Genomic DNA, 25,520 nt, shown 5'->3' on the forward strand with positions numbered 1-25,520 from the left:
GTTTACAAAATAATGTAGTAATTAAAAACTAATTGCCTACACATGAAATAAACAAGAATAAACGTTACTTTTGTATAAGAATTAAAGAAAAAATAGGATATCAATGTCAGACGACAAACCAATAATTTTATTTAAAGCAGTTAAGGAACTTAACGTAGGTATAGCTACGGCCGTTGAGTTTTTAGAAAAGAAAGGCTTTTCTGTTGAGAATAAACCCACTACTAAGCTCTCCCGCGACATGTACAATGCATTGTTGAAAGAGTTTCAGGGCGATAAGATCGTAAAAGAAGAAGCCAATCAAATTGTTATTGGTAAAATTCGTCGTGATGAGCCTGAAGTAACCGATAAAGTTGCTGAGGCACCTAAGAAAAATGTTGAATTTGAAAACGAAGGGATTTTAATTAAAAACCTGAATGCTTATACTCCTCCGGCTGAGAAGCCTAAGGAAGAAGCTCCTGCTGCTGAGAAAGTAGAAGAGAAAGCTGAAGAAGGTTCTTTACCTGGTGTGAAAATAGTAGGAAAGATCAATCTTGATGATTTAAATGCTAAAACACGCCCTGTTAAGAAAGAGGAAGCTCCAGCACCGGAACCTAAGGTTGAAACACCTGTGGTACCAGTAGCGCCGGTTGCTCCTGTTGAAAAAGCACCTGAGCCGGTTAAGGAAGTAGAGAAGCCGGTTGAACAGCCTGTTGCGGAAATAAAACCTGAACCTGTTAAGCCTGTGGAAACACCTAAAGCTGAAGAGCAACCAAAACCGGTTGTTGAGGCACCAGTGGTTAAAGCTCCTGAGCCAGTAGTTGCACCAAAAGTAACTCCTGAACCACCAAAAGTTGAAAAGCCTGAAGAAACTGAAGTGATTAAAGCACGGTCAGTAAAGCTTTCTGGCCCTAATATCATTGGAAAGATTACCTTGCCGGTAACGCCTGATCGTAAATCACAGCCAGTAGCTTCTTCGGGAGAAAGTGCTGATGCGAAAAGAAAACGTAAACGCAAGAAAACTCCTGGTGGACATCCTGGCCAACCTGGTCAAGGACAACAGCAAGGTGGTGGTCAAAACCAAGGCGGTCAACAAGTACAAGGCGGACAGCCAGGTACTCCTAAACCTGCTCCAACTTTTGCTAACAGACCAGACTTTAGAAACAATACTAACAATACAGCCAACAGGCCTAATTTTAGGAACAGCAAACCAGGATCACCTTCTGGCGGACCTAAAGAAGAACCTACGGAAAAAGAAATACAAGATCAGATTAAAGCAACACTTGCTCGTTTAAGTGGAGCTGGTAAATCTGGTAAATTTGCTCAACGTGCAAAACTTCGTCGTCAGAAACGTGATGATGTTGCGTTGTCTGCTGATGAGGCAGCAATGGAGCTGGAATCACAATCACGTGTACTTAGGGTTACCGAGTTTGTAACGGCAAATGAATTGGCTACGATGATGGATGAGCCGGTTACAAAAATTATCGCGACTTGTATGAGTCTAGGTATGTTTGTATCGATCAACCAACGTTTGGATGCTGAGACTTTGACTATTGTTGCTGATGAGTTTGGTTACGAAATACAATTCGTTAAACCGGATGATGAAAGTGACATCATTATTGAAGAAGAAGATACTGAAGAAGATTTATTGCCAAGAGCACCAGTTGTTACCATTATGGGACACGTGGATCATGGTAAGACATCATTGTTGGATTATATCCGTAAAGCAAATGTGGTAGCAGGTGAGGCCGGTGGTATTACCCAGCACATTGGAGCTTATATGGTAACTACACCAACAGGTAAACAAGTAACATTCCTGGATACACCTGGTCACGAGGCCTTTACGGCGATGCGTGCTCGTGGTGCGAAGGTTGCAGATATTGCAATTATTGTTGTTGCAGCGGATGATGCGGTGATGCCTCAAACAAAAGAGGCGATTAACCATGCACAGGCTGCAGGCGTACCATTGGTATTTGCCTTCACAAAAATTGATAAACCAGGTGCAAATACTGAAAAGATCCGTGAACAACTATCAGCCATGAATATCTTGGTTGAGGATTGGGGAGGTACTTTCCAGTCACAGGAGATTTCTGGTAAGAGCGGACAAAATGTAGATCTGTTATTAGAGAAGGTATTATTAGAAGCAGAAATGCTGGATCTTAAAGCTAACCCTAATAAACGTGCTACAGGTAGTGTAATTGAGGCTACGCTTGATAAAGGACGTGGTATTGTGACTACAGTTCTGGTACAAGCAGGTACTTTAAAGGTAGGTGATCCTATCCTTGCAGGTAGCTACAGTGGAAAAGTTAAAGCGTTATTTAACGAACGCGGTCAAAAAGTAGATAAAGCAGGCCCATCGGTACCGGTACAGGTATTGGGTATGCAGGGTGCACCTACTGCAGGTGATAAATTCAATGCACTGGAAAGTGAAGTTGAAGCTAGAGAGATTGCAAACAAACGTTTACAATTGATGCGTGAGCAAGGGCTTCGTACTCAGAAACACATTACATTGGATGAGATCGGTCGTCGTTTGGCTATCGGTAACTTTAAAGAGCTTAACTTGATCGTTAAAGGTGATGTGGATGGTTCTATCGAGGCGTTATCAGATTCATTATTGAAACTGTCTACTCCAGAGATTCAAATCAATATCATTGGTAAAGCGGTAGGTCAGATTTCAGAGTCTGATGTATTGTTAGCTTCTGCTTCTGATGCGATCATCATCGGTTTCCAGGTACGTCCTTCAACAGGTGCACGTAAACTGGCCGAGGCTGAACAGATAGATATCCGTTTATACTCTATCATCTATGATGCGATCAACGAGATCAAAGCTGCGATGGAAGGTATGTTGGCTCCTGAGTTCGAAGAGAAGATCACTGCTAACGTTGAGATCAGAGATACCTTTAAAATCACTAAGGTTGGTACAATTGCCGGCTGTATGGTATTGGATGGTACGATTACTCGTAACAGCAAGATCCGTATCGTTAGAGATGGTGTGGTAGTTTACACTGGTGAACTGGCTTCATTGAAACGTTATAAAGATGACGTGAAAGAAGTATCAAGAGGTTACGAGTGTGGATTGAACATCCAGAACTTCAATAACATTGAGGTAGGCGATATTGTAGAAGCTTACGAACAAGTTGAAGTAAAAAGGAAGTTGTAATTAAACAAACTATATTAAAAAAGCGCATTGGAGGGTAACTTCAATGCGCTTTTTTATTTCCCTGTTTTTTTGCCATGACCCAGAAATTTATTGTATCATTTTAGTAATCGATAGTGAAGTTTTATTGACGTAATGGGGTGGTTCATTGACGTAATGTAAACCGCTATTGGCGTAAACCCGTGCGTTAGTAATAATATTATTAATAGTTTTAGAAAAACGCAAAATCAAATAATTATGCTCTCAATTCTTTTCTTTAAGGAGTGTCATCTATGGCATTCTATTCGCAAAAACTTGAAGTATTCTTTCTTGAAATGAACTAATTATCCACTTATGTGGCATGTTAATTCTGTGCGTGGTAAAATTTCAGAGGAAGCCGAAAATCTTAAAAAGAGTAGGCAATTAATTATATCTAATTATGTTAAAATTTTTAAAACCAGTAGTGCTAATTGCCCTTTTAGCATCGGTAGCTTTGATAAGCTGTGAAAAAGGAACGATTCCAACTGCAGATCCTTCCGGGGCACTTGATGCTGAAAAGATCAAATTTCAAAAAATGAAAAAGTTTGTATCAATCGCTTGGGATATCCCTTTAAATGAAGTTTTATTTGATGCGACAAATGACGAATTCTCATTTGGAAAAAATAAAATGACTAAGGATGAGATAGAGAATTTATATGATATCTCTAATGAGTATAAAGCTAAGTACGAAACAAACTAGAAATTATGAAGAAGATTATATTACTAATTGGAATCGTGTGCTTATTCATATTTAAAAGTAATGCAGCCGTAACTATAAGTCAATTTGCTATACAGAGTCAATACCTGAATTCTGGTAAGCTAGTTCCAGTTACAGGAGCAACAACTCCATTTACTGCTGATGTTACACTTATGAAAACTGGTGTCGAATATAATACAGTTAAGATAACTGTTGTTTACATAGAGGGTAATACTTCATTAGATTTGAGTACTCCCTTGTGGTGGTATGAGGGGAATTGGGCGGCAAATGGTATTTTTCAACAGTCAATCTCAGCTTCATTACCGGCTAATAAAACTACTGGAAAAGTATATCTTCAAATACAAGTATGGCATGGAGACAACCAAGGGGCTACAACTAATACTATTACAGGTTATGAGATTTATAAAGCTAACCCTAACCCTAATCCAGATCCTAATCCGGAAGTAGGTGGGGTAGTCGGCATCCCACCTGCATTTACACCACCCGCAGTTGGTTCGGTCCCTTTATACGAATATGTATCTGGCAATAAAAGGCGGTTGACAACTGTATACTACTCAAGCTATCCAGGATTCACATATACTGGTGTTTTTGGATATGTTTTTACATCTGCTGAAGCGGGGACTGTCCCTTTACATAGGTATACTCATCCCTCAAACGGGAATTATTATTATACTACTACATTAACGACGACTTCTGGTTATAACTATGGTGAAATTGCTTGTTATGTTTATGGAAATGAGGTAACCAATGCTTATCCTGTTTATGAAAATTATTCATCATCATTGGGAAGCTTTCATCGATATTCAACCTCTTCAGACATTTTTCCTAACTACAGTTTTGGAGGTGTGAAATTTTATATTCTTCAGCATTCAAATCCAGATCCAAATCCAATTCCAAATCCAGTTCCTATTTATGTTTATCATGATGGCCCTGCTACAGATCATTATTTTACTTCTGAAAATAGGCCTGCAATTGGAAACGGAAGCTTTGTAAATGAAGGAATAGCATTTTATGCGTTTTCTAAACCTGGACCTGGGGTAGTACCAATCTATGTTTATTATAATCAAGCAGGTTCAGATCACTATTTTACCCCTGATAATAAACCGACAATAGGTGGTGGTGCTTTTAAAAATGAAGGTATTGTGTTCTATGCCTATTTGACACCAGGACCAAATCGGATTCCGGTTTACGTTTATAATGGAATCTATGGACAAGATCATTATTTTACTCCAGATAACCAACCTACAATAGGAAATGGCGGGTATAGAAATGAAGGTATAGCTTTTTATTGTGCCCAATAAGCTTCAATAACATTGAAGTAGGCAATGTTATTGAAGCTTACGAGCAAGTTGAAGTAAAAGGAAGTTGTAAGTAAACAAACTATATTTATAAAGCGCATTGGAGGTCAACTTCAATGCGTTTTTTTTATGTGGCCTATTCAGCTATTTTGCTGAAAATTAATTGTCGGCCTTCTTCAATATTAAAAATCAAGAATGGCGAGGCTGTATATGAGTGGGATTGTGTGTTATTTGATTAAAAAGAGTGTCTTTATGCCATTATTTCTTCCCTGTTGTACGGCGCAAAAATGGGAATAAGTTAAATGTGATTGATGTTTGAGGAGCTTTAGGAAGTGCGTGGTTTCAGATCCGCGACTTTATCCCTCCGAGATAGAAGTAACCTTGTCAATTGTTGAATAAGTAGTTATATGTCGAGTATTGCTACTATGTCTAAAAGAAATTGTATGAAACTTCTTTTTCTATTGTGCCTCTTAGTCTAAGACTAAAGAGTGCATAGAATACCTTTTTAAGGATAAGGTGAATAAGTTGTTGGGTAATTAGAATTAAGGCTTTAGAAAGGCGAAAAAGCGTTGTTTAAGTAGTTTTCTAATTGCTTAATGATAGTTTTTTTTATTGTCGTTGGTAAATGTGAAGAAATCATTAATAAATTAAAAAAGCGTATGGAATATTTGGTTCTTAACCCACCTAAAAATCTTACAATTTTCATCTATTCCTTTCTTTAATTTTATTGGAAATGATTGTATGTGTTATTTTGTATTTAGTAAAGAAGGAAAATCCGGTATACTTTCTAAGTATTGCGAAAGAATTAATATGAAAACGTTTTATTAGGGCCACTAACAAGTTCAAATATCTGTTTCTGTCTGGATTGTCTTGTAAGTGCTCCTTGTAGATATAAAAATGCTCTCGTAGTTGTATTTCTTCGTCATTTATACATTCGTTGGTTACCTGCTGATCATTAATGCCGATGTTTATTAAACTTGTATCAGAATAAATTATTCTGGGGTTTCGTTTTAATATACGCATATACCATTCTACATCAACAAGCCATTTTAAATTGGTAGCAAACGGAATAATACTTCTTCTCCTAACTATTACGGCACTTGGACATCCAACTCGATTCTCTAAAAATAGTTCCATCGGATTGCTAGTAAAGCGTTTCATAAATTCTTCATCAGGAGCATTTAACTTTAAACGACCATCATTAAAATGGTCCAAACTTGGTGTAAAAGCAAAATCAGCGTCAGGGTGGTCATCTAGTAATTTGCAAAATTCGGATAAACTAGTTTCTTTACTTAACCAATCATCATGAAATATAAATTTCACATATTCTCCCTTGGAGAGCTCAAGTAAGTGATTCCAGTTTTTTTGCGGGCCTAAAGAGTTCTTATTCTTTGTATAGATTAATTTACCTTTAAAATCATAATCGTCTACGATGTTTTTAACATGATCGTTTGCGGAGTCATCAGAGATTATAATTTCATAATCTTCAATTCCTATTTGATTTTGTAAAGCAACAAGTGAATTTCTTAATAGCTGTTCTTTGCTTTGATAGGTTGGGATACAAACGGAAACTTTACACATCTTACGCTGTTTTTATTGCCCTTATAAGTCCACGCCTAATATACGGAGGTTGTAAATCGTCATATATAAAGATCATATAGCCATCAGAATAAGATGTTTTAAATGCATTATCTTTTAAAATCTGATCAAAGGTGATTTCATCATCTTTTAAATGGTAAGTGCAGATCGCTAGTTTTGCAACTTGAGAGGCTAGGGTGTTTTTGCTTCCATCTAATAGTTGCTGTTCGGCACCATCAACATCAATTTTTAAGAAATCAATCTTACCCATTTCTTTGCAAAAGGTATCTAAAGTGATGTTATGCACATCATCTTTATCGGAAACAAATTTGTTTATAATCTCTATTTTATCTAACCATGGTTTAAATGTTGCTTCCAGAGCTTCAATCCAATCAGGATTCGTTTCAAAAAGATATACTTTTTTAGCCTTATCAATATTTTGTAAGGCGAAATTTCCTTCGGCAGATCCAACGTCAACAATTACATCATTCTGCTCAATGTTAAACTCATGAGTTAAATATCTATGCGGGGAGGCGGGATCCTGTTCCTTTAACAAAAAGTTATGCATGTGTTGAATAGCTTGTTTCGTTAGCCCTCTTTTAAAGAATAATTTTTTGCCATCTAAGAATACATATGATAATCCAGTTTCAGCATCTGTAAGTACTTCCACATCTTCTTCATTGTATTTGGAATTAAAGTGGTAAGGGAAGATTTGTAATGGGTTGTTAGAAAGGTAGGTTAAAACCTCTTTTTGCTCTTCCGTAATTGTTTTGTCGTGTTCTAATTCCTGAAGGTGCTTAGTAATTTTGATCCTTAGTAAATTACGATTGTAATCACTTTCAGGATTGTGGTCTTTAAGAGGTTGTTGTTTATTTTTGAAAATTGATTTTATTAACTTTAACATAATATCTTATTTAGTAAACCAGAAACACCCACATCCATAATTTGACTTGTCCAGCAATTGTTTTGAAGGATCGATAACTAAACCCCCATCATTTTCATCTTCAGGGATAAATGCAAATTCCTCAAGTTTCATATCCGAAAAAAGATCCAATACTTGCTGTTTGCTGTATACACGATGAGCATTGAAGTGTATGGTGTCAGTTGCTCCTAGTGGAACCACAAACAATAGAGAGCCACTGGGCGCAAGCACTCTTTTTAATTCGTTTATAGCTTTTATATCGCCATCATAATCCATCGGATCTCCATATCTTCCAAGGCCAACATGTTCAATGGTATGCATGCAGGAAATAGACTCAACAGAATCTGATGGAAATGGAAGATTCATAAGATCGCCTTGTAAAGATTTTAGGTTAGATAGTTCCAGTTTTGCAGGTCTGTAATCGTAAAAATCTACCGGTAAAAAAGCGGAAAGCATACTGCTGAAATTTAGTATAGATGAAATATCGATATGCTTTGCTGGATTGTTCTGTTTAATAATTCGTGCTGCCCAAGCAGGATGATAGATGTAATGTCTGTCAAATCCTGTTTCTGCGGTGTTATCGTTTAGGCATGGATACAAATGTGCCTCATCCAATAGGAAACGTTTTTTTGTTTGCTTTTCAAGATTATTCAATTGGAGGTACTGACTTTGAAATAATGAGGACTTTTTTGGCAGTAATTTTTTTAAAAAATTTAACATAATAGATAAAGATCGCAATTTTTAGTCGATAATTAATTAAATAATGATTTTACGCTGGTTTTGAACATACGGCGAAACTGCTTAAACGTTAGTGCATGCCAGCTTAGTAGAGGGCTGCTCAAGAAATTAAAAAATGCATTTCTGCTACCAATTTCATATAACACTTTGTACCAGTAGAGATGTAACACCTCATGAAATACACGATTGTCGTATACAGGATTTAGCTTGTTTGCGTTAAGTAAAGTATTTAGAATATTCTCGTAAATAGGTAGGCTGTATGTTGTAAAATCATGAGCAGGTAAGGTATATAGCTGAGTTATAAATAATGGGTCAGCTTTTTTGTTTAAAAGAATTGAAATTTGGTAATCAATCACTTTTATATGTGCTTCTTTCATTTCTTTTGATTTGGTAGAGGTTGTATTTAGCTCATGAACTCGATATAACAGTAATTCTTCGTCAAGATTTGCTAGTTCATGTTCCGTTGCTATTTGAGCTAGAAGATAATAGTCTTCAGCATAGTGATAATCCCCCTGATATTTGTATTTTTTGATCACCTCCGTCTTAAAAAAAGTAGTTGGATGTATAAACGTGTTATGAAAAAGCAGTTGTGCTTTAATTTCTTTATCCGCAATGGGGAAAGCGTTATTTCCTGTTTTAATGCCTGAATCGTTAATGTTGAATGCATGTGATCCGCAAACGGCGATTTGAGGATTATGCTCCATTAGATGATATTGCTTCTCAAAACGCTCAGGCAGAGCAATATCGTCAGCATCCATCCTAGCCAAGTACTTTCCCCGGGCCAGATCAATGCCTTTATTCAGTGTTTCAACTATGCCCAGATTAACAGGATTGATAAAATACTTTATGCGGTTGTCTGTATAAGAATTGATTATCGTATCGGTATTATCTGTACTACCGTCATTGATAATGATAAATTCAAAATCTGTATAAGTTTGAGTTAGTATGCTATCAATTGCTTGATTTAAAAATTGACTAGCATTGTAAACAGGCATGACAACACTAATAGGTGGATCTCCTGCTATATTTTTAACCATGTCTTGGGTATAATGTCTGAATCGTTGTAATTGTCGTCATTAATCCATTTTTTTGGAGCTATAACGATTTTATCTGGATTTTGGTTTAGCCAGGCAGCCCACCAGCTAAAGCTGCTGTTGGCAATAATATTGTGTTTACAATTGCTCATTAGCTGCATGTCTATATAACTGTTGAGCCCGTTATTCCCCTCTATTAAGGTTGTGTTTTCGGGCAACGGAAGATTTTTTCTGCACCATTCCATGTCATCTGAAAAAATGAAGAAGGAAGGTGTTTTAATTTTGGCCCTCATAATGGTTATTGCTTCCCGATAGTATGCTAAATCACAAAGTCCGCCCAGAGATTCGTGGCCTACATAATCGCCCCTTCTGATATGTACTGAAATGCTATTTGACCGAAGGATTTGCTGAAGGAAATTTTCATTTGTTTTCGAGACTTCGTTTTTAAACTGGAAATTGGCCCTTAATTCTTGTTCAATATCTATAAAATACTTTTGATTTTGCCAATAGCCCCAGTATAGCTTTGGTCCTTTGTCTTTAAGTTTTTCTTCATCAAAGAGGAAAGGGTCTTTTTCAGCTTTATAAGCTTTCTCAAGCAGTAAGATTTTTCTTAATTTTCTAATATACCAGGTTCTTACCGTAGGGTCGTACAATTTAATTATAAACGGAGAAGCTTTTTTAAGATCCAGGTTAAAGATTTTTTCAAGTTCGAAGCCGTTGTGTAGCGGATAATTTGAATAGCCGCTAAGGTCAGCTTTCACGGTTTTATGCCTTTTACTTAATGCCCGGTAAAAAGCGTATTGGAACATTTGATTTCCTAAGCCGCCCAAGAATTTAACTATTTTCAATTTGAATGATCTTGTGTTGATTATTTAATTAAAAGGATTTTTTAAAAAGCGCATCCTTAATATGCCGTAAAATTCAACCTCGTTTGTAACAAAAGTAAAAATAAATAAGATTTTCTGGCTATCCAAAGCTAAGATAGGCATATTGAGAGGTCTAAGTGGTTTTTTTGTGCATCTTTGAAAAATCAAAAAGCAAATTACTATTGATGAAACGAATCTTATTTATCACTCCTACCTTTGGATATACGGGGTCAGAAATGCTGTTGTGGTATTCCCTGTCTCATCTTAATCAGGATAAGTTTAAGGCTTATTTATTTTCAAAAAAGAATGGTAAACTGATTGAAACGCTGCCTTCACATATTAAGAGTTTTGTCCCCTATAAAATAGGGAATAACAAATTCAATAAGATATTGAGAGTGTTTTTAAAGTGGTTGAAGATTGATCCTTTGAGATTTCAGCTGTCAAGAATTCAAAAAACAATAAAGGCTGACTATTGGTACGTGAATACGATTGTGAATCCTGAGGTATATCAAATTGCCTCTGATTTGGGGGTTAAGGTAGTTACTCATGTTCATGAATTACCTCTTGCATACGGATTCATCGCATACAAAGAGATGGAAAGTCTCCTCAATTATTCTCAATTGATTATAGGTTGCTCTAAGGCTGTGTGTGATAAAATAGTTGGGATGGGGAAGACCAGTGTTCATTTGTTTTATGGCTTTGTTGATCAGGCTAAAATCCGTATCTCAAAGAATGCGGAATTACTAAGGAAAGAGCTTGGTTTTGAGGAAAACGATTATATCTGGGCCGTGTCAGGTAAGACAACATTCACGAAAGGGATAGATTTTCTGATTCCTTTATTGGAACGATTGCCTGCAAATGTTAAAATACTATGGATAGGGGGCGAAGAAAATACCGGGCTCTATTACTATGTAAAGAAAACAATAGCGGAAAGGTTTGCGGGGAAAGTTCTGTTTACAGGGGAGCAAAAAGATGATTATTATAATTATTTGAACTGTTCAAATGCATTCCTTTTATTGTCCAGGGAGGATTCTTTTCCACTGGTGATGTTAGAGGCTGCAGTATTGGGTAAGCCAATTGTAGGCTTTAATTCAGGGGGGATAAAGGAGTTTGTAGAAGAAAAAATGGGGATTGTTGTAGATTCCTGGAGTTTTGACGATTTGGTTAAAGCAATGAGTACTGTTCAGAATTACGGTGAAAATTTTGACACGAATAGAATAAAAGAAAAAGCGACTGAGTATGATGCTTCAAAGCAAGTGGGGCGTTGGGAGGAAATCCTGGAGAGCATTTAAAAGGTACGGAGCATATGGATCCCAGGAAGTAATATTTAACTTAAGTAGTTAAAAGCCTATTGTTTGTTTTGCTCTGCTGTTTTTTCTTATTAGGTTTATTTTGCTCCAGAAGTTCCTTTTACTTATGAAAAAAAGACTACTCATGTTTTTTATTAGAAAGAACGTAAATTTATAATTGTAACGGTTCGAAGTTGATTGCTGAAGCATTAATTGATGAAGCTGATCTATAAAATTGTAGTTTTTAGCATTTGAATTCTTTTTGCAATATTCTAACCATTTGAATAGTTTTTTATCTTCGCTAAAAGGCTCCTTCTCTTTCTTTTTGATCCGTGAATTTAAGATGTCAGTTGATGCATTATCATGTTGTCTATAATTGACCAGACATTTTGTTATTAGACCAATACCACCATGATTTGTAGCCACAAAGGCAATCCAGTGATCATGGAAATAAGATTTATTGAAAGGCAGAATGTGTGGAATTAGTGCCCTTCTAAATAACATCGCATGTCCTGATACGCAATTTCTAAATAGAAAAGGCCTAAAATCATGTCCCTTATATAGGTTAATGATATCGGACATTTTTTTGCCCATCGATTCTCCACGTTCGTTTACAAAGGCAGAATCGTGATATACGAGGATATGATTCCCTATATTTTGATATAATGTCCTAATTTTATTAAGATTCCATAGATCATCCTGATCAGCTAATGCAATATATTCTCCGTTGCATAACGAAATAGCTTTCTCAAAGTTTTTAACATACCCTAGATTGTTTTCATTTTGATAAATGTGGATGAAAGGGTATTTGGTTGCGTACGGCCTCAGGATCTCTAGTGTATTGTCTGAAGAGCAGTCGTCGACTACAATAAGCTCTAAGTTGGGATAATCCTGAAATACTAAACTATCTAGTTGTTCGATAAGGTAGTTTTCGCCGTTGTATGTACATAAAGCGATAGATATAAGAGGGTGGGACATGAGTTTAATCTGTAAAAGTCTGCATATCGATTAATCGTTTGTAAAGCCCGTTATGAGCTATCAGTTCGGAATGACTTCCCATTTCGACAACTTGTCCCTTATCAATCACTGCAATTTGATCGGCATGTTGTATGGTGCTTAGACGGTGGGCAATCACAATGGATGTTCTGTTCTTCATTAGGTTATTTAGTGCTTCTTGTACTAGTTTTTCTGACTCCGTGTCGAGTGCTGAAGTTGCCTCGTCTAATAGCATTATTGGCGGATTGGCCAAAACTGCTCGGGCAATACAGATCCGTTGTTTCTGGCCACCGGATAATCGATTCCCTCTGTCGCCTACAAAAGTTTGATAACCCTGCTCAGTATTTAATATAAACTCGTGAGCATTGGCAATTTTTGCTGCAGCAATAACTTCTTCTTCTGTGGCTTCCGGTTTTGCAAAAGCAATGTTGTTGAAAATGGTATCATTAAATAACAATGATTCCTGATTTACTGTGCCCATTTGAGCACGGATGCTTTCAATTGTTAAGTCCTTGTAGTCGCGGCCATCAATTTTAATGGCGCCGGATTTTGGATCATGAAAGCGAGGGATAAGGTCCATCAATGTACTTTTTCCTCCTCCAGAAGGGCCTACCAAGGCTATAGTTTTGCCTTTTTGAACAGTTAAATTGATGTTTTTTAATACTTCTTTTGAACCGTAACTAAATGATACGTTTTCAAAAGTTAAAGCCTGATTAAAGCCATTTATAGCTTTCGCATCTGGTTTATTTATCATCTCCGGTTTGGTGTCAATGAGTTCTAATACCCGCTCTCCAGCAGCAATGCCGGAATGGATTCCGCTAAAAGCATCAGTTAAAGCTTTTGCAGGGCGCATTACTTGTGAAAATATTGCAATATAGGAGATAAATTGCCCTACGGAAAGTGCATTCGGCTGCTTGCTCATCGTAAGTGATCCGCCATACCAAACAATAAATGCAACCATTAAAACACCAAGAAATTCGGATACAGGGGAGCCTAACTGTTGCCTTCTTACCATTTTTCTATTTAGATTAGAATAAAAAACATTCTCGTTATGGAATTTATCTTTTATCCTTTGTGTTGCGTTAAATGCCTTAATGATTTTTACCCCACCAAGTGCTTCGTCCAAAAATCCGATCATCTTAGCGAAAGATTCATGCGATTCTTTTGCTTGCTGTTTTAATCTTTTTACAATCTTACTAATGATGAAGGCTGATACGGGGATTACCATTAAAGAAAACAGAGTTAGTTTTACGGATATCATTAATAAGGCAATGACATAAAAAATGAGGGTTACAGGCTCTTTAAATACTACCTGTAGCGTGTTCGTAACTGTAAATTGTACAACTTGAACATCTGAAGAAACTTTTGAAATGATGTCTCCTTTTCGTTCATTGTTAAAGTATCCTACATGAAGATTCATCACATTGTTAAATACCGTTTTCCGAAGATTTAATAAGGTATGCACTCTTAAATCTTCCATAGTTCTTTGGGAAAAGTATTTGAAGATATTGGAAAGCAAGACGGAGGTGATAATAATGACGCAGATATAAGTTAATGTTTTTTCTGGCCCATAAGTGGCAAGAGAATTATTTGTAAATTCCTGAAATTTGGCCATGACGTTAAAGTTCGAAACCGGAGCATCAGTTGGAACTGGAGCTGGTTTGTCATCCGACATCATTACTCCAAATAATGGAGCTAACAAGGTGAGGTTTAATACACCGAAGAGCACAGCAAGTAAGGTGGTAATGATATATGGTATTGCAAATTTTTCTATTGGTTTTGCAAATGAAAGTAATCTAAAATAGGTTTTCATTAGAGGATTTTGAATTGCGAAGTTACGAATTTTCAATATTTATATAAGTCACTCAGGCTATCTCATTGTAAAAGAGAGGTTTTTTGACCATAATATTATGGGGTAATGGTGATTTCAGGTATGTATTTTTTCCAAAAATCACCATCGATTAACATTGGCGCGTGGCAGCCAAAAGGCAGCGTGTCTCCCAGTTCCTTTACCGCGGTTTGGGGTTCAAATTCAATCGCAAATTTTAAGGCTTTTTTCCAAGTAGGGATGGTAAATGTCGGATCTATTTTTGGCGCCTCAATAGACCAAAATATATCCTCATTATAACTTGTGGATTTAGCATGTCGATAAGCATCTAACAAATCACAGCTACAGTGATTTAAAATCCTTAGTGCTGATGGAATTCTACGTAGTGATAATCCTCCATTTCCTACTTTATTATATAACCAGCCATTCTTTCTTTTTTTTACTAATAGTGGCTGCCATAAATTGCGAAATAACCAAGAATACAAGGGGCCTTTATTCAACTTTGCAGGCCTGTACCATGGGGCTCCGATATAATCATATGATTGACTACACCAATAGCTTAGTTCATCTTTAAATAGATAAACATCTGATTGATGAATTAGTAAGTATTCAAAATCGGAAAACCGGTTATAAAAATCAAAGGAAAGCATCAGCTGGTTATACCCCTTTATACTTTCAAAATAATGCTTTGAAAAACGTTCTACGCGTAGGGCCCGAAGACTTCCAAATGATTCATCTATAGTCAGCCCCAACGGAGCGGCAATGACTTGTTCAAACCCTTCAGTTTTCGTTAACCCATTTTCCAAAAAACGGAGTTCTATCGACTGAAGTTTCCGGTAGGCTGGGATAACGACAACACATTTTTTATCGCTCATCTGTGGACTAGCTTAATAATAGACTATGATATACTTCCCAATATTTAAGCGCACTGGTCATCCAGTTAAATTGATTTGCATGTGCGATTATTGCTTCCTCAGGATGAGATGTGGCATAATGGTTTATTCCTAAATCGAATGTCGCATTCATATTCGTATAGTTAAAATCATCAAAATAGTAAGCAAGTTTACCTCCTATTTCTGGAAGAGATGTGGCTTTTGAAAGAAATACTGGTTTTCCAAAATTCATAGCTTCTATTACTGGAATTCCAAATCCTTCGGCTAGAGATGGAAAAACGAAAGCCTGACAATTTTTATAGTACCAATATTTATCCTCGTTACTTACAGGTCCCAGAATTTTTACCTGATCCTGCACCTGGTGTTTTACTGCTTCCTCCATGATTTGGGCTACATAACCTTCATCGATTTTTCCTGCAATAATTAAATCCAAATCTCTGTTTTTAACTAAGCAAGGAAGACTATGGAAGTTTTTCTTTGCGTTAACAGTTCCTAGTGTAAATAGAAAAGGTCTGGAAGGCTGATAAGTCGGTCGATCATATTCAGGGAACTTTGCTACATTACAACCATTATATATGACCGTGATTGGTTTGTCTACCTTGAGATGTTTGATTACATCATTTTTGGTAAACTCAGAAATTGCAACAATATGATCTGCAAGGTCGATGTTCTTCTGGTGTTTTTTTAAATAACTGATTCTCTTTGCTTCAGATTTTTCTTCATAAAGGAAGTTAAGATCATGAATGGTCAGTACGCGTTTAACCTTGCGATTGGAAGGAGGCATGTACCAAGAAGTTTGATGGGTGCAATGCCAGATATCAATTTTAACATCAAACTTTGGAAAAATGAATTTATGCAGACTTTTTTGATCTAAAAAACGAAGGTCGGCTGGAAAATAGTGTTGATCCTTACGTTGAAGATAGATTCCCAAATTATCTCCTTGGCTTTTTGTTTCAAGTAAGGCAAGCCCAAGCTGATGACAATATTCAAATAACCCTGTATAGGGATATTTCATTCGTTCACAATCTAAAATGATATCCACTCTCTCTATTATTTTTTAATCAATTTGTAATTCTTGTACTCTCCAATTCTAGTTCCTGTAAGTTCAAAGATACGCTGAAGCACTTGTTGTCTTAATGAATGGGTGCTTTTTACCTTTATTTTGCTCAGGTCAAAATCCCATTTTAATCTTTCGATGCGATTTTTTATCACCGCAGGATGGCTGCCTGTAAAACGAATTAACTGGCCTGCATTTCCATAATCAAACTCGGCATTCTGAGGTACCTCTGATTTTACGGCGTCGTTATCGTAAAATGACCTGAAATTTAGTCCTTTTTCAATCAACCTATTTGGTGGTTTTACCCAGCCATAATGATTAATATAAGCATCTATAAGCTTTACCCTAATCTTTCTGTCGTCAATTCGAAATCCTTGAGCATCTTTATAAGACTTTACATTCAGTGCTCTTTTGACAATTCTAATTTCTCGTCGATACCATTTTCTTGATTGCGCGATGAAATCATATGATCCGTAGAAATGATGATATTTAAAGAGTAAGCCCTCTATTTTTTGGTCATTTAAAGCACTTTCCATTTCCTGTTTGATGTAAGGCAGGTATTGCTCATGAACACATTCATCTCCCTGAATATAAAAAGCCCAGTCGGCATCGGTTGATATGGCTTCAAAAGCTTTGTTTGTTTCTTCAGCAAATACTTGCCCACCTGCCCTAAGCTCCGGATCCCACTCAGTCTCAATAATTTTAATCTTTGGTGAAGATATGCTTTCTATCAATTCTAAAGTTCTGTCTTCTGATTTTCCAACCGCAACTACAAATTCATCACATATAGGAAGGATAGAGGTAATGGCCTCAATAATTGGATAATCGTTTGTTATGGCACTTTTAATAAAAGTGAAGCCTGCTACTTTCATTGGTGGTATTAAAAGGTGTTTTTTGCAAATGTAAGTTTTATTAAAGCAGAATTTACTTTGCGCTATTTGTTTAACTTAAGTACTGGCTGTGTTAATTGCTGTTTTTTCCAATGAGCGTCTTTTTGATATATCAGTTTGCTTAGTGGATATTTAAACTTTAAATGACTATTATAATCTATTCCAAGTTTACGGTAGGGGATGTTAGGGCTTTCCTTTAAACATTGCTTTATCGCTTCTGAATAAACTGTTGGTCCTGTCATTTTATGTACATCGTGTGGATATTTGTTATTCCTGATGTTGTCTAACATCATTTCCATGGTTTTTTGCAGAAAGGGATGATTGGCTTGAAAGACCAATGCCCACTGTACATATAAACTAGGATTACGTTCTTCAGAAATAATGGCGACGTCATCTGGCTGGATGAATTCATTCAGACTTCCTTTAATAGAACTGTCTATATCCAGGTAGATGCCTCCTTTTTTAAACAATATCGCATACCTGAAGAAGTCCGCCTTTGCCGCACCAATGTTAAGTTGCTGATAAAGTTTTAAAGTTTCATCATCGTAAGCTTCCTTCAAAAAAGATTCAATTCTTTTATCGTCATAGAATTCATAGCTGTAATCCCGGTTTTTGTTTTTGAATCGTGAAATGTGCCAGCGTGTAATGAATGGCAGGTTATCTGATTTAAATGTTTGATAGATGATCTTCGGTATTGACATTCCTAATAAATTCTATTTCTTTGTAGCAAAGATACTTTATTAATGGATGCCAACGACCCACTTTTAAAAGGAATTGAACAAGGAAATTTTAATGCCTTGGCGCGGGCAATCACCTTTGTAGAAAATGATATCCCTCCGGCTACTGAATTGTTAAGGACATTGAAGGTTAACTCGAAAATTCCTGTAATAGGAATAACGGGGCCTCCGGGAGCAGGTAAAAGTACCTTGGTAAATGCAATTACAGCGCAGATTGTAAAGGAGGGTAAAAAAATTGCCATTCTTGCCGTAGATCCTACTTCGCCATTTAATTTTGGATCTTTGTTAGGCGATAGGATCAGAATGTCCCAGCAGTTTAATAACCCTAATGTATACATCAGATCATTGGCAACCCGTGGGGCATTGGGCGGAATATCAGCAAAAACGATTGAAATTGTAGATGTAATAAAGGCGGCAGGATTTGATATGATCCTTGTGGAGACCGTTGGAGTTGGTCAGTCAGAGGTTGAAATTGCGGGGCTTGCCGATAAAACAGTGGTTGTCCTTGTTCCAGAATCGGGTGATGAAATTCAAAATATAAAATCTGGCTTGATGGAGATTGCCCAAGGCTTTGTAGTGAATAAGGCGGACAGGGAGGGAGCGGATACATTTGCAAATAATCTTAAAAAATTGGTTCATCAGCAACACGAGTACATTCCTGTGTTTAAAACTGTCGCTGATAAGCAGGAGGGGATAGCTGAGCTGTGTGAATGGTTGCTTCAGCCTGCTTTAATTGATAACGAACGTAAACCTTTTCTGCTGGCGGAAAAGGCCTTTAAAATTATCCAATATCATCGTATGGTAGGTATTGATAGACAGAAATTGCTTACGGAGCTTATTGAGGCTATGAAAAGCGCGGATTTTAACATTTATCGTTTTACTGATAACTGGGTTTGACAGATTGATGGTTGACCTGTCTTAAAAACAGGACTTTCCTGTATTGTGGCTTTAGGCCGTAATTATGCGGTTTTTTGGTGTTGTGTTTAAAAGTTAAACCTGGCTTGAAGTGTATTTTGAACACCATTTAATGGCATGGCTGTTCTTTTTTATGCAGAATCAAAAACTTTTAGTGATTTAAAGTGTTTATGCGGTGTTAATAGCCCTAAATACTGTTATTTATTAATAATTTAGAAGTTTGGAACGGAGTTTGTGTAAGTGTTTTGAGAATTTAAAAATTTGTTTAATTTTGCTACACAAAAAAATTATACAATTAAAATTTGTTTAACCTTAAAAAAGAAAATTATGAATTATTCTACTTTAAAAAAGGGTCTAGCAGCCTCTTTCGTAGCGATAGTTGGAGTAACAACTCTTGCTAGCGCTCAGGATGCTACGACTTCTTCTTCTGCCAAGGTATTTGGTGGTAGAGGCCAGTACAGAACGTGGTCTATTGGTGTTAACGGTGGTGTTTTATCTCCATTTGTTGCTATCGGTGGTACTAACGATTTCAAAAATGCTGAAGTTAACTTAGGTTACGGCATTTCATTGAAAAAACAATTAGGTCATGCTTTTGGCATAGAAGGTAACATTTTCCGCGGAAAGATCTCTGGAACTAACAAAGATATTCTTCCTAGCGGTATCCAAAATGGTACTAAAGATTTTGAAACTGAAATTGGCTACTCAGCTGACATCAGAGGTGTTGTAAACGTAGCTACAGTAGATTTCTTGCGTCGTGAGAACTCTGTAAACTTTTACGTATCTGCTGGTTACGGTTTAATCGCTTATGCTCCTAAAGTAACTCTAGGAAGTGGTGCTGTTGTTGACTGGAAGGACCAAGCAATGGGTTCTACAACTGATAGACATGATGATGCTAAAACTTATGTTAAAGAAGCATATATCCCAGTAGGTGTAGGTGTTAAATTTAAAGTTTCTGAGCGCGTAGCATTTAACTTAGGTTATACTATGCACTTCTTAGACGGAGATAACTTGGATGGAGTTTATGCAAATGGCGCTTCAAACAAGGATAAATTCTCTTACGGATATGCTGGATTAGAATTCTCTTTAGGTTCTAAATCTAAACCTGCTTTAGAATGGGTTAATCCATTAGCTTTAATGTATGATGAGTTGAAAGATCCATCTTTACGTAACGAAGTTGAAGCTTTAAAAACTCGTGTATCTGCGGTTGAACAATCTATTGAAGGTTTGAAAAAAGATAGCGATGGTGATGGTGTTTCTGATCAATTTGACAAATGCCCAGGTACTCCTGCAGGAACAGCTGTTGATGGTTCAGGATGTCCTCTACCTAAAGTAGAGACAGTTGTAGCTCCAAACACTGGTAACTTAACTGGTTTTGAAACTATCCAATTTGAATTCAACTCTTCAGTTTTAAAAACTGAGTCTTACCCTACTTTAGATAAATTATCTTCAGTATTGCGTGAAAACGGTGGTAAAGTAACTGTAAACGGTTACGCTTCAAGCGAAGGTACTGCTGCATACAATGTGAAATTATCTAAAGACAGAGCTAACTCTGTTAAAACTTACTTAGTTAACTCTGGTGTTAACGCTAGTCAAGTTGTAACTAAAGGTCATGGTGAAGCTAATCCAATCGCTTCAAACGATACTGAAGAAGGTCGTATCCAAAACCGTCGTGTTGAATCAGCTAGAAACTAATTATTTCTAATTAAATACGAAAAAGAGGGCTTCAATTTTGAAGCCCTCTTTTTTTTATTTATACCTTTGTGTAAGTATGTATTTATTCAGAAAAAAGGATTCGAACAGGCCAACAAATACCAATATAAAAATCATGCACATCATCAATGCTATTGCTATTGTGATGTTTGTTGGAGGTGTTTTATGGAAATTAATTGATTGGCTTTTTTTAAGCTGAATTTAAACAACATCATAACTCTTAATATTAATTGAATACTGATATGAATACGGTAATAAACACCACTGATGCTCCGGCTCCAATTGGACCATATAGTCAGGCAGTAATTGCTAATGGCTTTTTATTTTTGTCAGGTCAGGTAGCTATAAATCCTGAAACGGGTGACCTAACTCAATCTTCAATAAAGGAAGAAACACACCAGGTAATGAGAAACATTAAAGCTGTTTTACTTGAAGCTTCTTATGAATTTGAAGATGTGGTAAAGACGACCATTTTTTTGTCAGACATGGGCTTATTTGCTGAAGTGAATGAAGTGTATGGTTCTTATTTTGACAAGAACTTTCCTGCTCGTGAAACGGTTGCTGTAAAAGGATTGCCAAAGGGCGTAAACGTGGAAATTTCGATGACTGCATATAAAGCTTAAATTTTGCCGAAATCTAATTTACGGTACTTTTTTGCAGGGATTTTATCTTTTGCTATCTGGGGTTTTTTCTCGATTCCATTAAGAAATCTGAAGGCTTTTCCTTCGGAAGAGATCTTGTATTATCGTATTTTTACCTCCCTTATTTTTATTTGGCTTGCTATTCTTGTATTCAGAAGAAAAGAGCTTAAAAAGGATCTCGTTTATCTTTCGTTTATTACGAACAGGGAGAGGCGCAATATTCTATTGCAGTTAATTGGCTCTACGTTGCTGCTCACATCTAACTGGTATACTTATATCTACGCCGTAAATAACGTGAGTTTGCAATCGGCCGCCTTTGCTTATATGGTATGCCCGCTGATTACCGCTTTTGGAGGGTTCTTGATTTTAAAAGAATCATTATCCAGGCTGAAATTGATATCCCTTGGTATAGCTTTATTGAGTATTTTGTTGTTGGCCACCGGTTCATTTGTAGAAGTGCTATGGTCGGTAATCATTGCTTCATTGTATGCATTTTACCTCATTATACAGCGCAAAATGCAACACTTGGATAAGTTAAATGTATTGGCTGTCCAAATAGGTTTTGCAGTTATACTAATGCTACCTTTTTATTTATTGAAACATGAAGGCTTTCCTCAAGACTTATGGTTTTGGGGAAATATTACACTAATTGCTGTCTTTTTCACCATAATTCCTTTGTTTTTAAGTTTATATGCATTAATAGGAATTCCGTCGTCAACGTTGGGGATTATTATTTATATAAATCCCATTATAGCCTTTACGGTAGCTATTTTCTACTTTGATGAACATGTTGATGCACATCAATTGTTCGCTTACTTATTACTGCTACTATCGGTAGTTGTATTTAATTGGGCTATGATAAAAGATATCTTTACATTTAAGGGAAAAAATATTTAAAGCTTTGTTTGCATCTACCTTAGATACGACTATCGAATTTCTGAAGGGCGTGGGGCCTAAACGTGCAGAACTTTTGCAAAAGGAGCTGGGTATTTTTACTTACAACCAATTGCTCAATTATTTTCCATTTAGGTATATTGACAGGACAAGGTTTTATAAAATTAACGAACTGAGCCCCGAGCTTCCTTATGTGCAGATATTAGGACGGATTACAGGTAAAGAACAAATTGGCGAAAAGCATAAAAAGCGGATTGTAGCCCGTTTGACTGACGAAACTGGTTCCATTGAATTGGTGTGGTTTCAAAGTTTAAAATGGGTAGATGAGCATGTGATGAAAGGGAAGGTTTATATTGTATTTGGTAAGCCTACGGTATTTAATGGGAGTTTTAGTATCTCACACCCTGAATTGGAAAGTTATCCGAGGCCTGCCACCATTACTGGTAACCTTAGGCTACAACCAGTTTACAATTCGACAGAGAAATTAAAGAAGTTTTTTTTGGATAGTAAGGGTCTTCAAAAGCTGCAAACCTTATTGCTGGAACAACATCTTTTTGAAGTTAAGGAAACTATACCTCCTTATATTCTCGAAAAATATCACATGATATCAAGGAAGGAATCTATTTTAAATATCCACTTTCCTAAAGACGTTGCTTTATTAAAGAAGGCTGAGAGCAGATTGAAGTTTGAAGAGCTATTCTTTATTCAATTGCAGTTGTTGCACAATAAACAACTTAGAGAGCTGAAATTTAAAGGACACTTGTTTCCGTTAGTCGGGGAACGTGTAAACACATTTTATAATGAAATACTTCCTTTCGAACTTACTGGTGCACAGAAACGCGTAATCAAAGAAATTAGAATGGATACCCAGCGCGGCATTCAGATGAATCGTTTGGTGCAGGGAGATGTTGGGAGCGGTAAAACGGCGGTAGCTTTAATGAGTATGCTACTGGCTAATGACAACGGCTATCAGGCCTGTATGATGGCGCCTACAGAGATATTGGCTCGTCAGCACTACGAATCTATCAGTTCGTTATTAAAGGATCGCCTGATTAAGGTCTCCATACTTACTGGCAGCACAACCAAGAAGCAACGTACGCAGCTACACTTGGCATTGGAAGCAGGTGAGATCGATATTTTAGTGGGAACACACGCTTTGATCGAAGATAAGGTTGTATTTAAAAACCTTGGTCTGGTAGTGATTGATGAACAACACCGTTTTGGAGTTGAGCAACGCGCTAAGCTGTGGCGTAAAAATATTGTACCCCCACATATATTGGTGATGACGGCTACTCCGATACCAAGGACGCTCGCGATGACGCTGTACGGTGATTTGGATGTGTCTGTGATCGACGAATTGCCTGTGGGCAGGAAACCAATTGAAACGAAACATTTGTTTGAAGGGCAGCGTTTGCGGATGTTTGGTTTTATGAAACAGGAGATTGCCAAGGGGCGACAGGTTTATGTGGTTTATCCATTGATTAAGGAAAGTGAGAAGTTGGATCTTTTGCATCTCGAGGCTGGGATAGAACAGATGAGCTATCAGTTTCCGAGGCCAGATTATCAGATTAGTATTGTGCATGGTAAAATGAGCAATGCCGATAAACAATACGAAATGCAGCAGTTTATTGATGGCAAAAGTCAGATTATGGTAGCTACGACTGTAATCGAAGTGGGGGTTAATGTTCCGAATGCTTCGGTTATGATCATTGAAAATGCAGAGCGCTTTGGACTTTCACAATTACACCAATTACGTGGTCGGGTAGGGCGTGGTGCCGAGCAATCTTTCTGTATTCTGATGTCTGGAAACAAATTAAGTGCAGACGGAAAATTACGTCTGGAAACCATGGTGAAAACCAGTAACGGGTTTGAAATTTCAGAAATAGACCTGCAGCTCCGTGGCCCCGGTGATATTACCGGTACTCAGCAAAGTGGTGTGTTGGAACTGAAATTGGCGGACTTGGCAAAGGATCAGCTCATTTTGCAGGAAGCCAGAAATACAGTTATAGAATTACTGACTGTAGATCCTCATCTGGAATTGCCCGAAAATAGTTTGCTGAAGACCTATCTTGCTAAAAGGCGTCGCGGTATTGCCTTTGATAAGATTTCTTAATTAATCCTCATCGCTTCCGGGTAAAGATCCTGCGCCAGAATAGGCTCCCTTACGAATAACTGGTACGCCAAGGTGCTTATATAGTTCATCGAGGTGCATCAGACTGCCATTGGTTAAATTGCCTAGAAATATAACGACTATATCCTTTTGGAAATCGCGTACATAGATGTGTCTGAACCCGTGCCACCAACCTGTGTGGTACACTACTTTTCTATCTTTTTCTCCGTCAAACATGCGCCAGCCATAGCCATAATTAAAATGACCTTTAATAGCTTTGTTTCGGCCTTTGTACGCTGAATCCAGACTTTTTTGTGTTAATAGTCTACCGTTCTTTAGATATTTATCATATAAGACTAAGTCATGCAAAGTACTGTAAATACCTTTATCGCCAACAGGACCATCTAAAAAGTTCTGCACTACAGAGTATCGCCAGCTGTTACGATCATGACCTACAACGTCTACAGGGATTTTCTCATACTCTGCTTTAGAATAAACATGTGTGTTTTTCATCCCAGCTGGCTTAAATATATGTTCCATCATATATTGGGAGTAGCGTTGCCCAGTTACCTTTTCGATAATTGCACCCAGCACCATAAAGTTAGAGTTGTTGTAATGGAAAAGTCTGTCAGGTTTGGTATATGGATTAGGTTTTTTATCAGCAATTACCTGCATTACTTCCTGGTTTGATACTCCTTTTTTCATGTCGCGTTTTTCCTTACGCCAGATATCGTCAATGAAATAAACGTAATTCATCATTCCGCTACGGTGCGATAGTAGTAATTCTACAGTTATCCCGTCATAAGGGAAGTTTGGGTAGAATTTTTTCACATCGTCTGTAAGTTTAAGCTTTCCTGTTTCAACCAGTTGCATAATTGCAACACCGGTAAAGGTTTTGGTAATAGAAGCTAGCTCGAATTCTGAGTTTATTTTCAGGCTGTCGCGATGTAGGTAATCCGCCCAGCCAACAGCTTTTTCATAAATGATTTTTCCACCCTTTGCTACCAGTACGTTTCCATTGAAGCTATATTTTTTATGTAAGTTTTGTACAAAATCGGCAATCCATTTATCGCCTTTTGCCGGATTGTATACCAATAATAAACTATCGGCCTTATCGTCTTCAGGTATTCTTACTTTTTTATCTGCTTCTGCCTTCTTGGCTTTTTCTGCCGGACTTGAACAGGATGATAATGATAATATGGCTAATGATAAGGCTATAGTTAGTTGACGAAATTTCATGGACAATGCAATACAG

22 protein-coding genes are annotated in these 25,520 nt (G+C 37.0%); 10 read left to right on the forward strand and 12 right to left on the reverse strand.

The genetic code is table 11. The features are described from left to right. Nucleotides 1–103 precede the first annotated feature (103 nt). From infB to FBD94_RS24485, 3 genes are all read left to right on the forward strand, one after another. A complete protein-coding gene (gene infB / locus FBD94_RS24475) occupies nt 104–3,136 on the forward strand; it encodes a translation initiation factor IF-2 (protein ID WP_136882161.1) in 3,033 nt (1,010 codons plus the stop codon). A gap of 415 nt (nt 3,137–3,551) precedes the next feature. Next, nucleotides 3,552–3,851: a hypothetical protein gene (locus FBD94_RS24480; RefSeq protein WP_136882162.1), complete on the forward strand. Its 300-nt coding sequence runs from the start codon at nt 3,552–3,554 to the stop codon at nt 3,849–3,851. A 5-nt stretch (nt 3,852–3,856) separates the two neighbouring features. Continuing rightward, on the forward strand, nt 3,857–5,170 hold the full coding sequence (locus FBD94_RS24485) for a hypothetical protein (protein WP_136882163.1): 1,314 nt from the start codon (nt 3,857–3,859) through the stop codon (nt 5,168–5,170). A 699-nt stretch (nt 5,171–5,869) separates the two neighbouring features. Here the strand turns inward: FBD94_RS24485 and FBD94_RS24490 are convergent. From FBD94_RS24490 to FBD94_RS24510, 5 genes are read right to left on the reverse strand one after another with little or no spacing between them, the layout of a single operon-like run. Next, entirely contained in the window at nt 5,870–6,748 is an 879-nt protein-coding gene (locus FBD94_RS24490; RefSeq protein ID WP_136882164.1) for a glycosyltransferase family 2 protein, read from the reverse strand. Between the two features lies 1 nt (nt 6,749). After that, on the reverse strand, nt 6,750–7,649 hold the full coding sequence (locus tag FBD94_RS24495; RefSeq protein WP_136882165.1) for an FkbM family methyltransferase: 900 nt from the start codon (nt 7,647–7,649) through the stop codon (nt 6,750–6,752). Nucleotides 7,650–7,655: 6 nt separating this feature from the next. Next, on the reverse strand, nt 7,656–8,387 hold the full coding sequence (locus tag FBD94_RS24500) for a DUF268 domain-containing protein (RefSeq protein ID WP_136882166.1): 732 nt from the start codon (nt 8,385–8,387) through the stop codon (nt 7,656–7,658). A gap of 32 nt (nt 8,388–8,419) precedes the next feature. Then, on the reverse strand, nt 8,420–9,442 hold the full coding sequence (locus FBD94_RS24505; RefSeq protein ID WP_136882167.1) for a glycosyltransferase family 2 protein: 1,023 nt from the start codon (nt 9,440–9,442) through the stop codon (nt 8,420–8,422). Further along, nucleotides 9,427–10,287, reverse strand: coding sequence for an alpha-1,2-fucosyltransferase (locus tag FBD94_RS24510; RefSeq protein WP_136882168.1), 861 nt, complete (start codon nt 10,285–10,287; stop codon nt 9,427–9,429). Before FBD94_RS24510 ends, FBD94_RS24505 begins: the two co-directional genes overlap by 16 nt. A gap of 203 nt (nt 10,288–10,490) precedes the next feature. Here FBD94_RS24510 and FBD94_RS24515 point away from each other — a divergent pair, with 203 nt between their 5' ends. Next, the gene (locus FBD94_RS24515; protein ID WP_136882169.1) at nt 10,491–11,597 is read left to right on the forward strand and encodes a glycosyltransferase; all 1,107 of its coding nucleotides are present in this window, start codon (nt 10,491–10,493) and stop codon (nt 11,595–11,597) included. A gap of 48 nt (nt 11,598–11,645) precedes the next feature. On the opposite strand, the gene FBD94_RS24520 is transcribed toward FBD94_RS24515, so the two are convergent. From FBD94_RS24520 to FBD94_RS24545, 6 genes are all read right to left on the reverse strand, one after another. Continuing rightward, entirely contained in the window at nt 11,646–12,572 is a 927-nt protein-coding gene (locus FBD94_RS24520; RefSeq protein ID WP_136882170.1) for a glycosyltransferase family 2 protein, read from the reverse strand. 4 nt (nt 12,573–12,576) lie between these two features. Further along, entirely contained in the window at nt 12,577–14,403 is a 1,827-nt protein-coding gene (locus FBD94_RS24525) for an ABC transporter ATP-binding protein (protein ID WP_136882171.1), read from the reverse strand. Nucleotides 14,404–14,498: 95 nt separating this feature from the next. Further along, a complete protein-coding gene (locus tag FBD94_RS24530; RefSeq protein ID WP_136882172.1) occupies nt 14,499–15,293 on the reverse strand; it encodes a DUF5672 family protein in 795 nt (264 codons plus the stop codon). Between the two features lie 7 nt (nt 15,294–15,300). Continuing rightward, on the reverse strand, nt 15,301–16,326 hold the full coding sequence (locus FBD94_RS24535) for a glycosyltransferase family 4 protein (RefSeq protein WP_136882173.1): 1,026 nt from the start codon (nt 16,324–16,326) through the stop codon (nt 15,301–15,303). Between the two features lie 35 nt (nt 16,327–16,361). Beyond that, a complete protein-coding gene (locus FBD94_RS24540; RefSeq protein ID WP_136882174.1) occupies nt 16,362–17,240 on the reverse strand; it encodes a glycosyltransferase family protein in 879 nt (292 codons plus the stop codon). A 62-nt stretch (nt 17,241–17,302) separates the two neighbouring features. Continuing rightward, the gene (locus tag FBD94_RS24545) at nt 17,303–17,959 is read right to left on the reverse strand and encodes a glycosyltransferase family 32 protein (protein WP_136882175.1); all 657 of its coding nucleotides are present in this window, start codon (nt 17,957–17,959) and stop codon (nt 17,303–17,305) included. Between the two features lie 42 nt (nt 17,960–18,001). On the opposite strand from FBD94_RS24545, the gene meaB reads away from it, so the two are divergent. From meaB to recG, 6 genes are all read left to right on the forward strand, one after another. Continuing rightward, entirely contained in the window at nt 18,002–18,892 is an 891-nt protein-coding gene (gene meaB / locus FBD94_RS24550) for a methylmalonyl Co-A mutase-associated GTPase MeaB (RefSeq protein ID WP_136882176.1), read from the forward strand. A 345-nt stretch (nt 18,893–19,237) separates the two neighbouring features. Next, nucleotides 19,238–20,602 carry an OmpA family protein gene (locus tag FBD94_RS24555; RefSeq protein ID WP_136882193.1) on the forward strand — a complete coding sequence of 455 codons (1,365 nt, stop codon included), beginning with the start codon at nt 19,238–19,240 and terminating at the stop codon, nt 20,600–20,602. A 76-nt stretch (nt 20,603–20,678) separates the two neighbouring features. Then, complete coding sequence (locus tag FBD94_RS26535; RefSeq protein WP_317130115.1) at nt 20,679–20,819, forward strand: DUF6728 family protein; 141 nt, start codon at nt 20,679–20,681, stop codon at nt 20,817–20,819. Nucleotides 20,820–20,862: 43 nt separating this feature from the next. Beyond that, nucleotides 20,863–21,243 carry a RidA family protein gene (locus tag FBD94_RS24560; RefSeq protein WP_131607932.1) on the forward strand — a complete coding sequence of 127 codons (381 nt, stop codon included), beginning with the start codon at nt 20,863–20,865 and terminating at the stop codon, nt 21,241–21,243. Nucleotides 21,244–21,246: 3 nt separating this feature from the next. Then, a complete protein-coding gene (locus tag FBD94_RS24565; RefSeq protein ID WP_136882177.1) occupies nt 21,247–22,158 on the forward strand; it encodes an EamA family transporter in 912 nt (303 codons plus the stop codon). 4 nt (nt 22,159–22,162) lie between these two features. Next, nucleotides 22,163–24,268, forward strand: coding sequence for an ATP-dependent DNA helicase RecG (gene recG / locus FBD94_RS24570; RefSeq protein ID WP_136882178.1), 2,106 nt, complete (start codon nt 22,163–22,165; stop codon nt 24,266–24,268). Here the strand turns inward: recG and FBD94_RS24575 are convergent, their stop codons facing one another. Further along, a complete protein-coding gene (locus FBD94_RS24575; protein WP_136882179.1) occupies nt 24,269–25,504 on the reverse strand; it encodes a serine hydrolase domain-containing protein in 1,236 nt (411 codons plus the stop codon). Nucleotides 25,505–25,520 lie beyond the last annotated feature (16 nt).

Source organism: Pedobacter hiemivivus (genome assembly GCF_005144565.1).
Classification (GTDB): Bacteria; Bacteroidota; Bacteroidia; order Sphingobacteriales; family Sphingobacteriaceae; genus Pedobacter; species Pedobacter hiemivivus.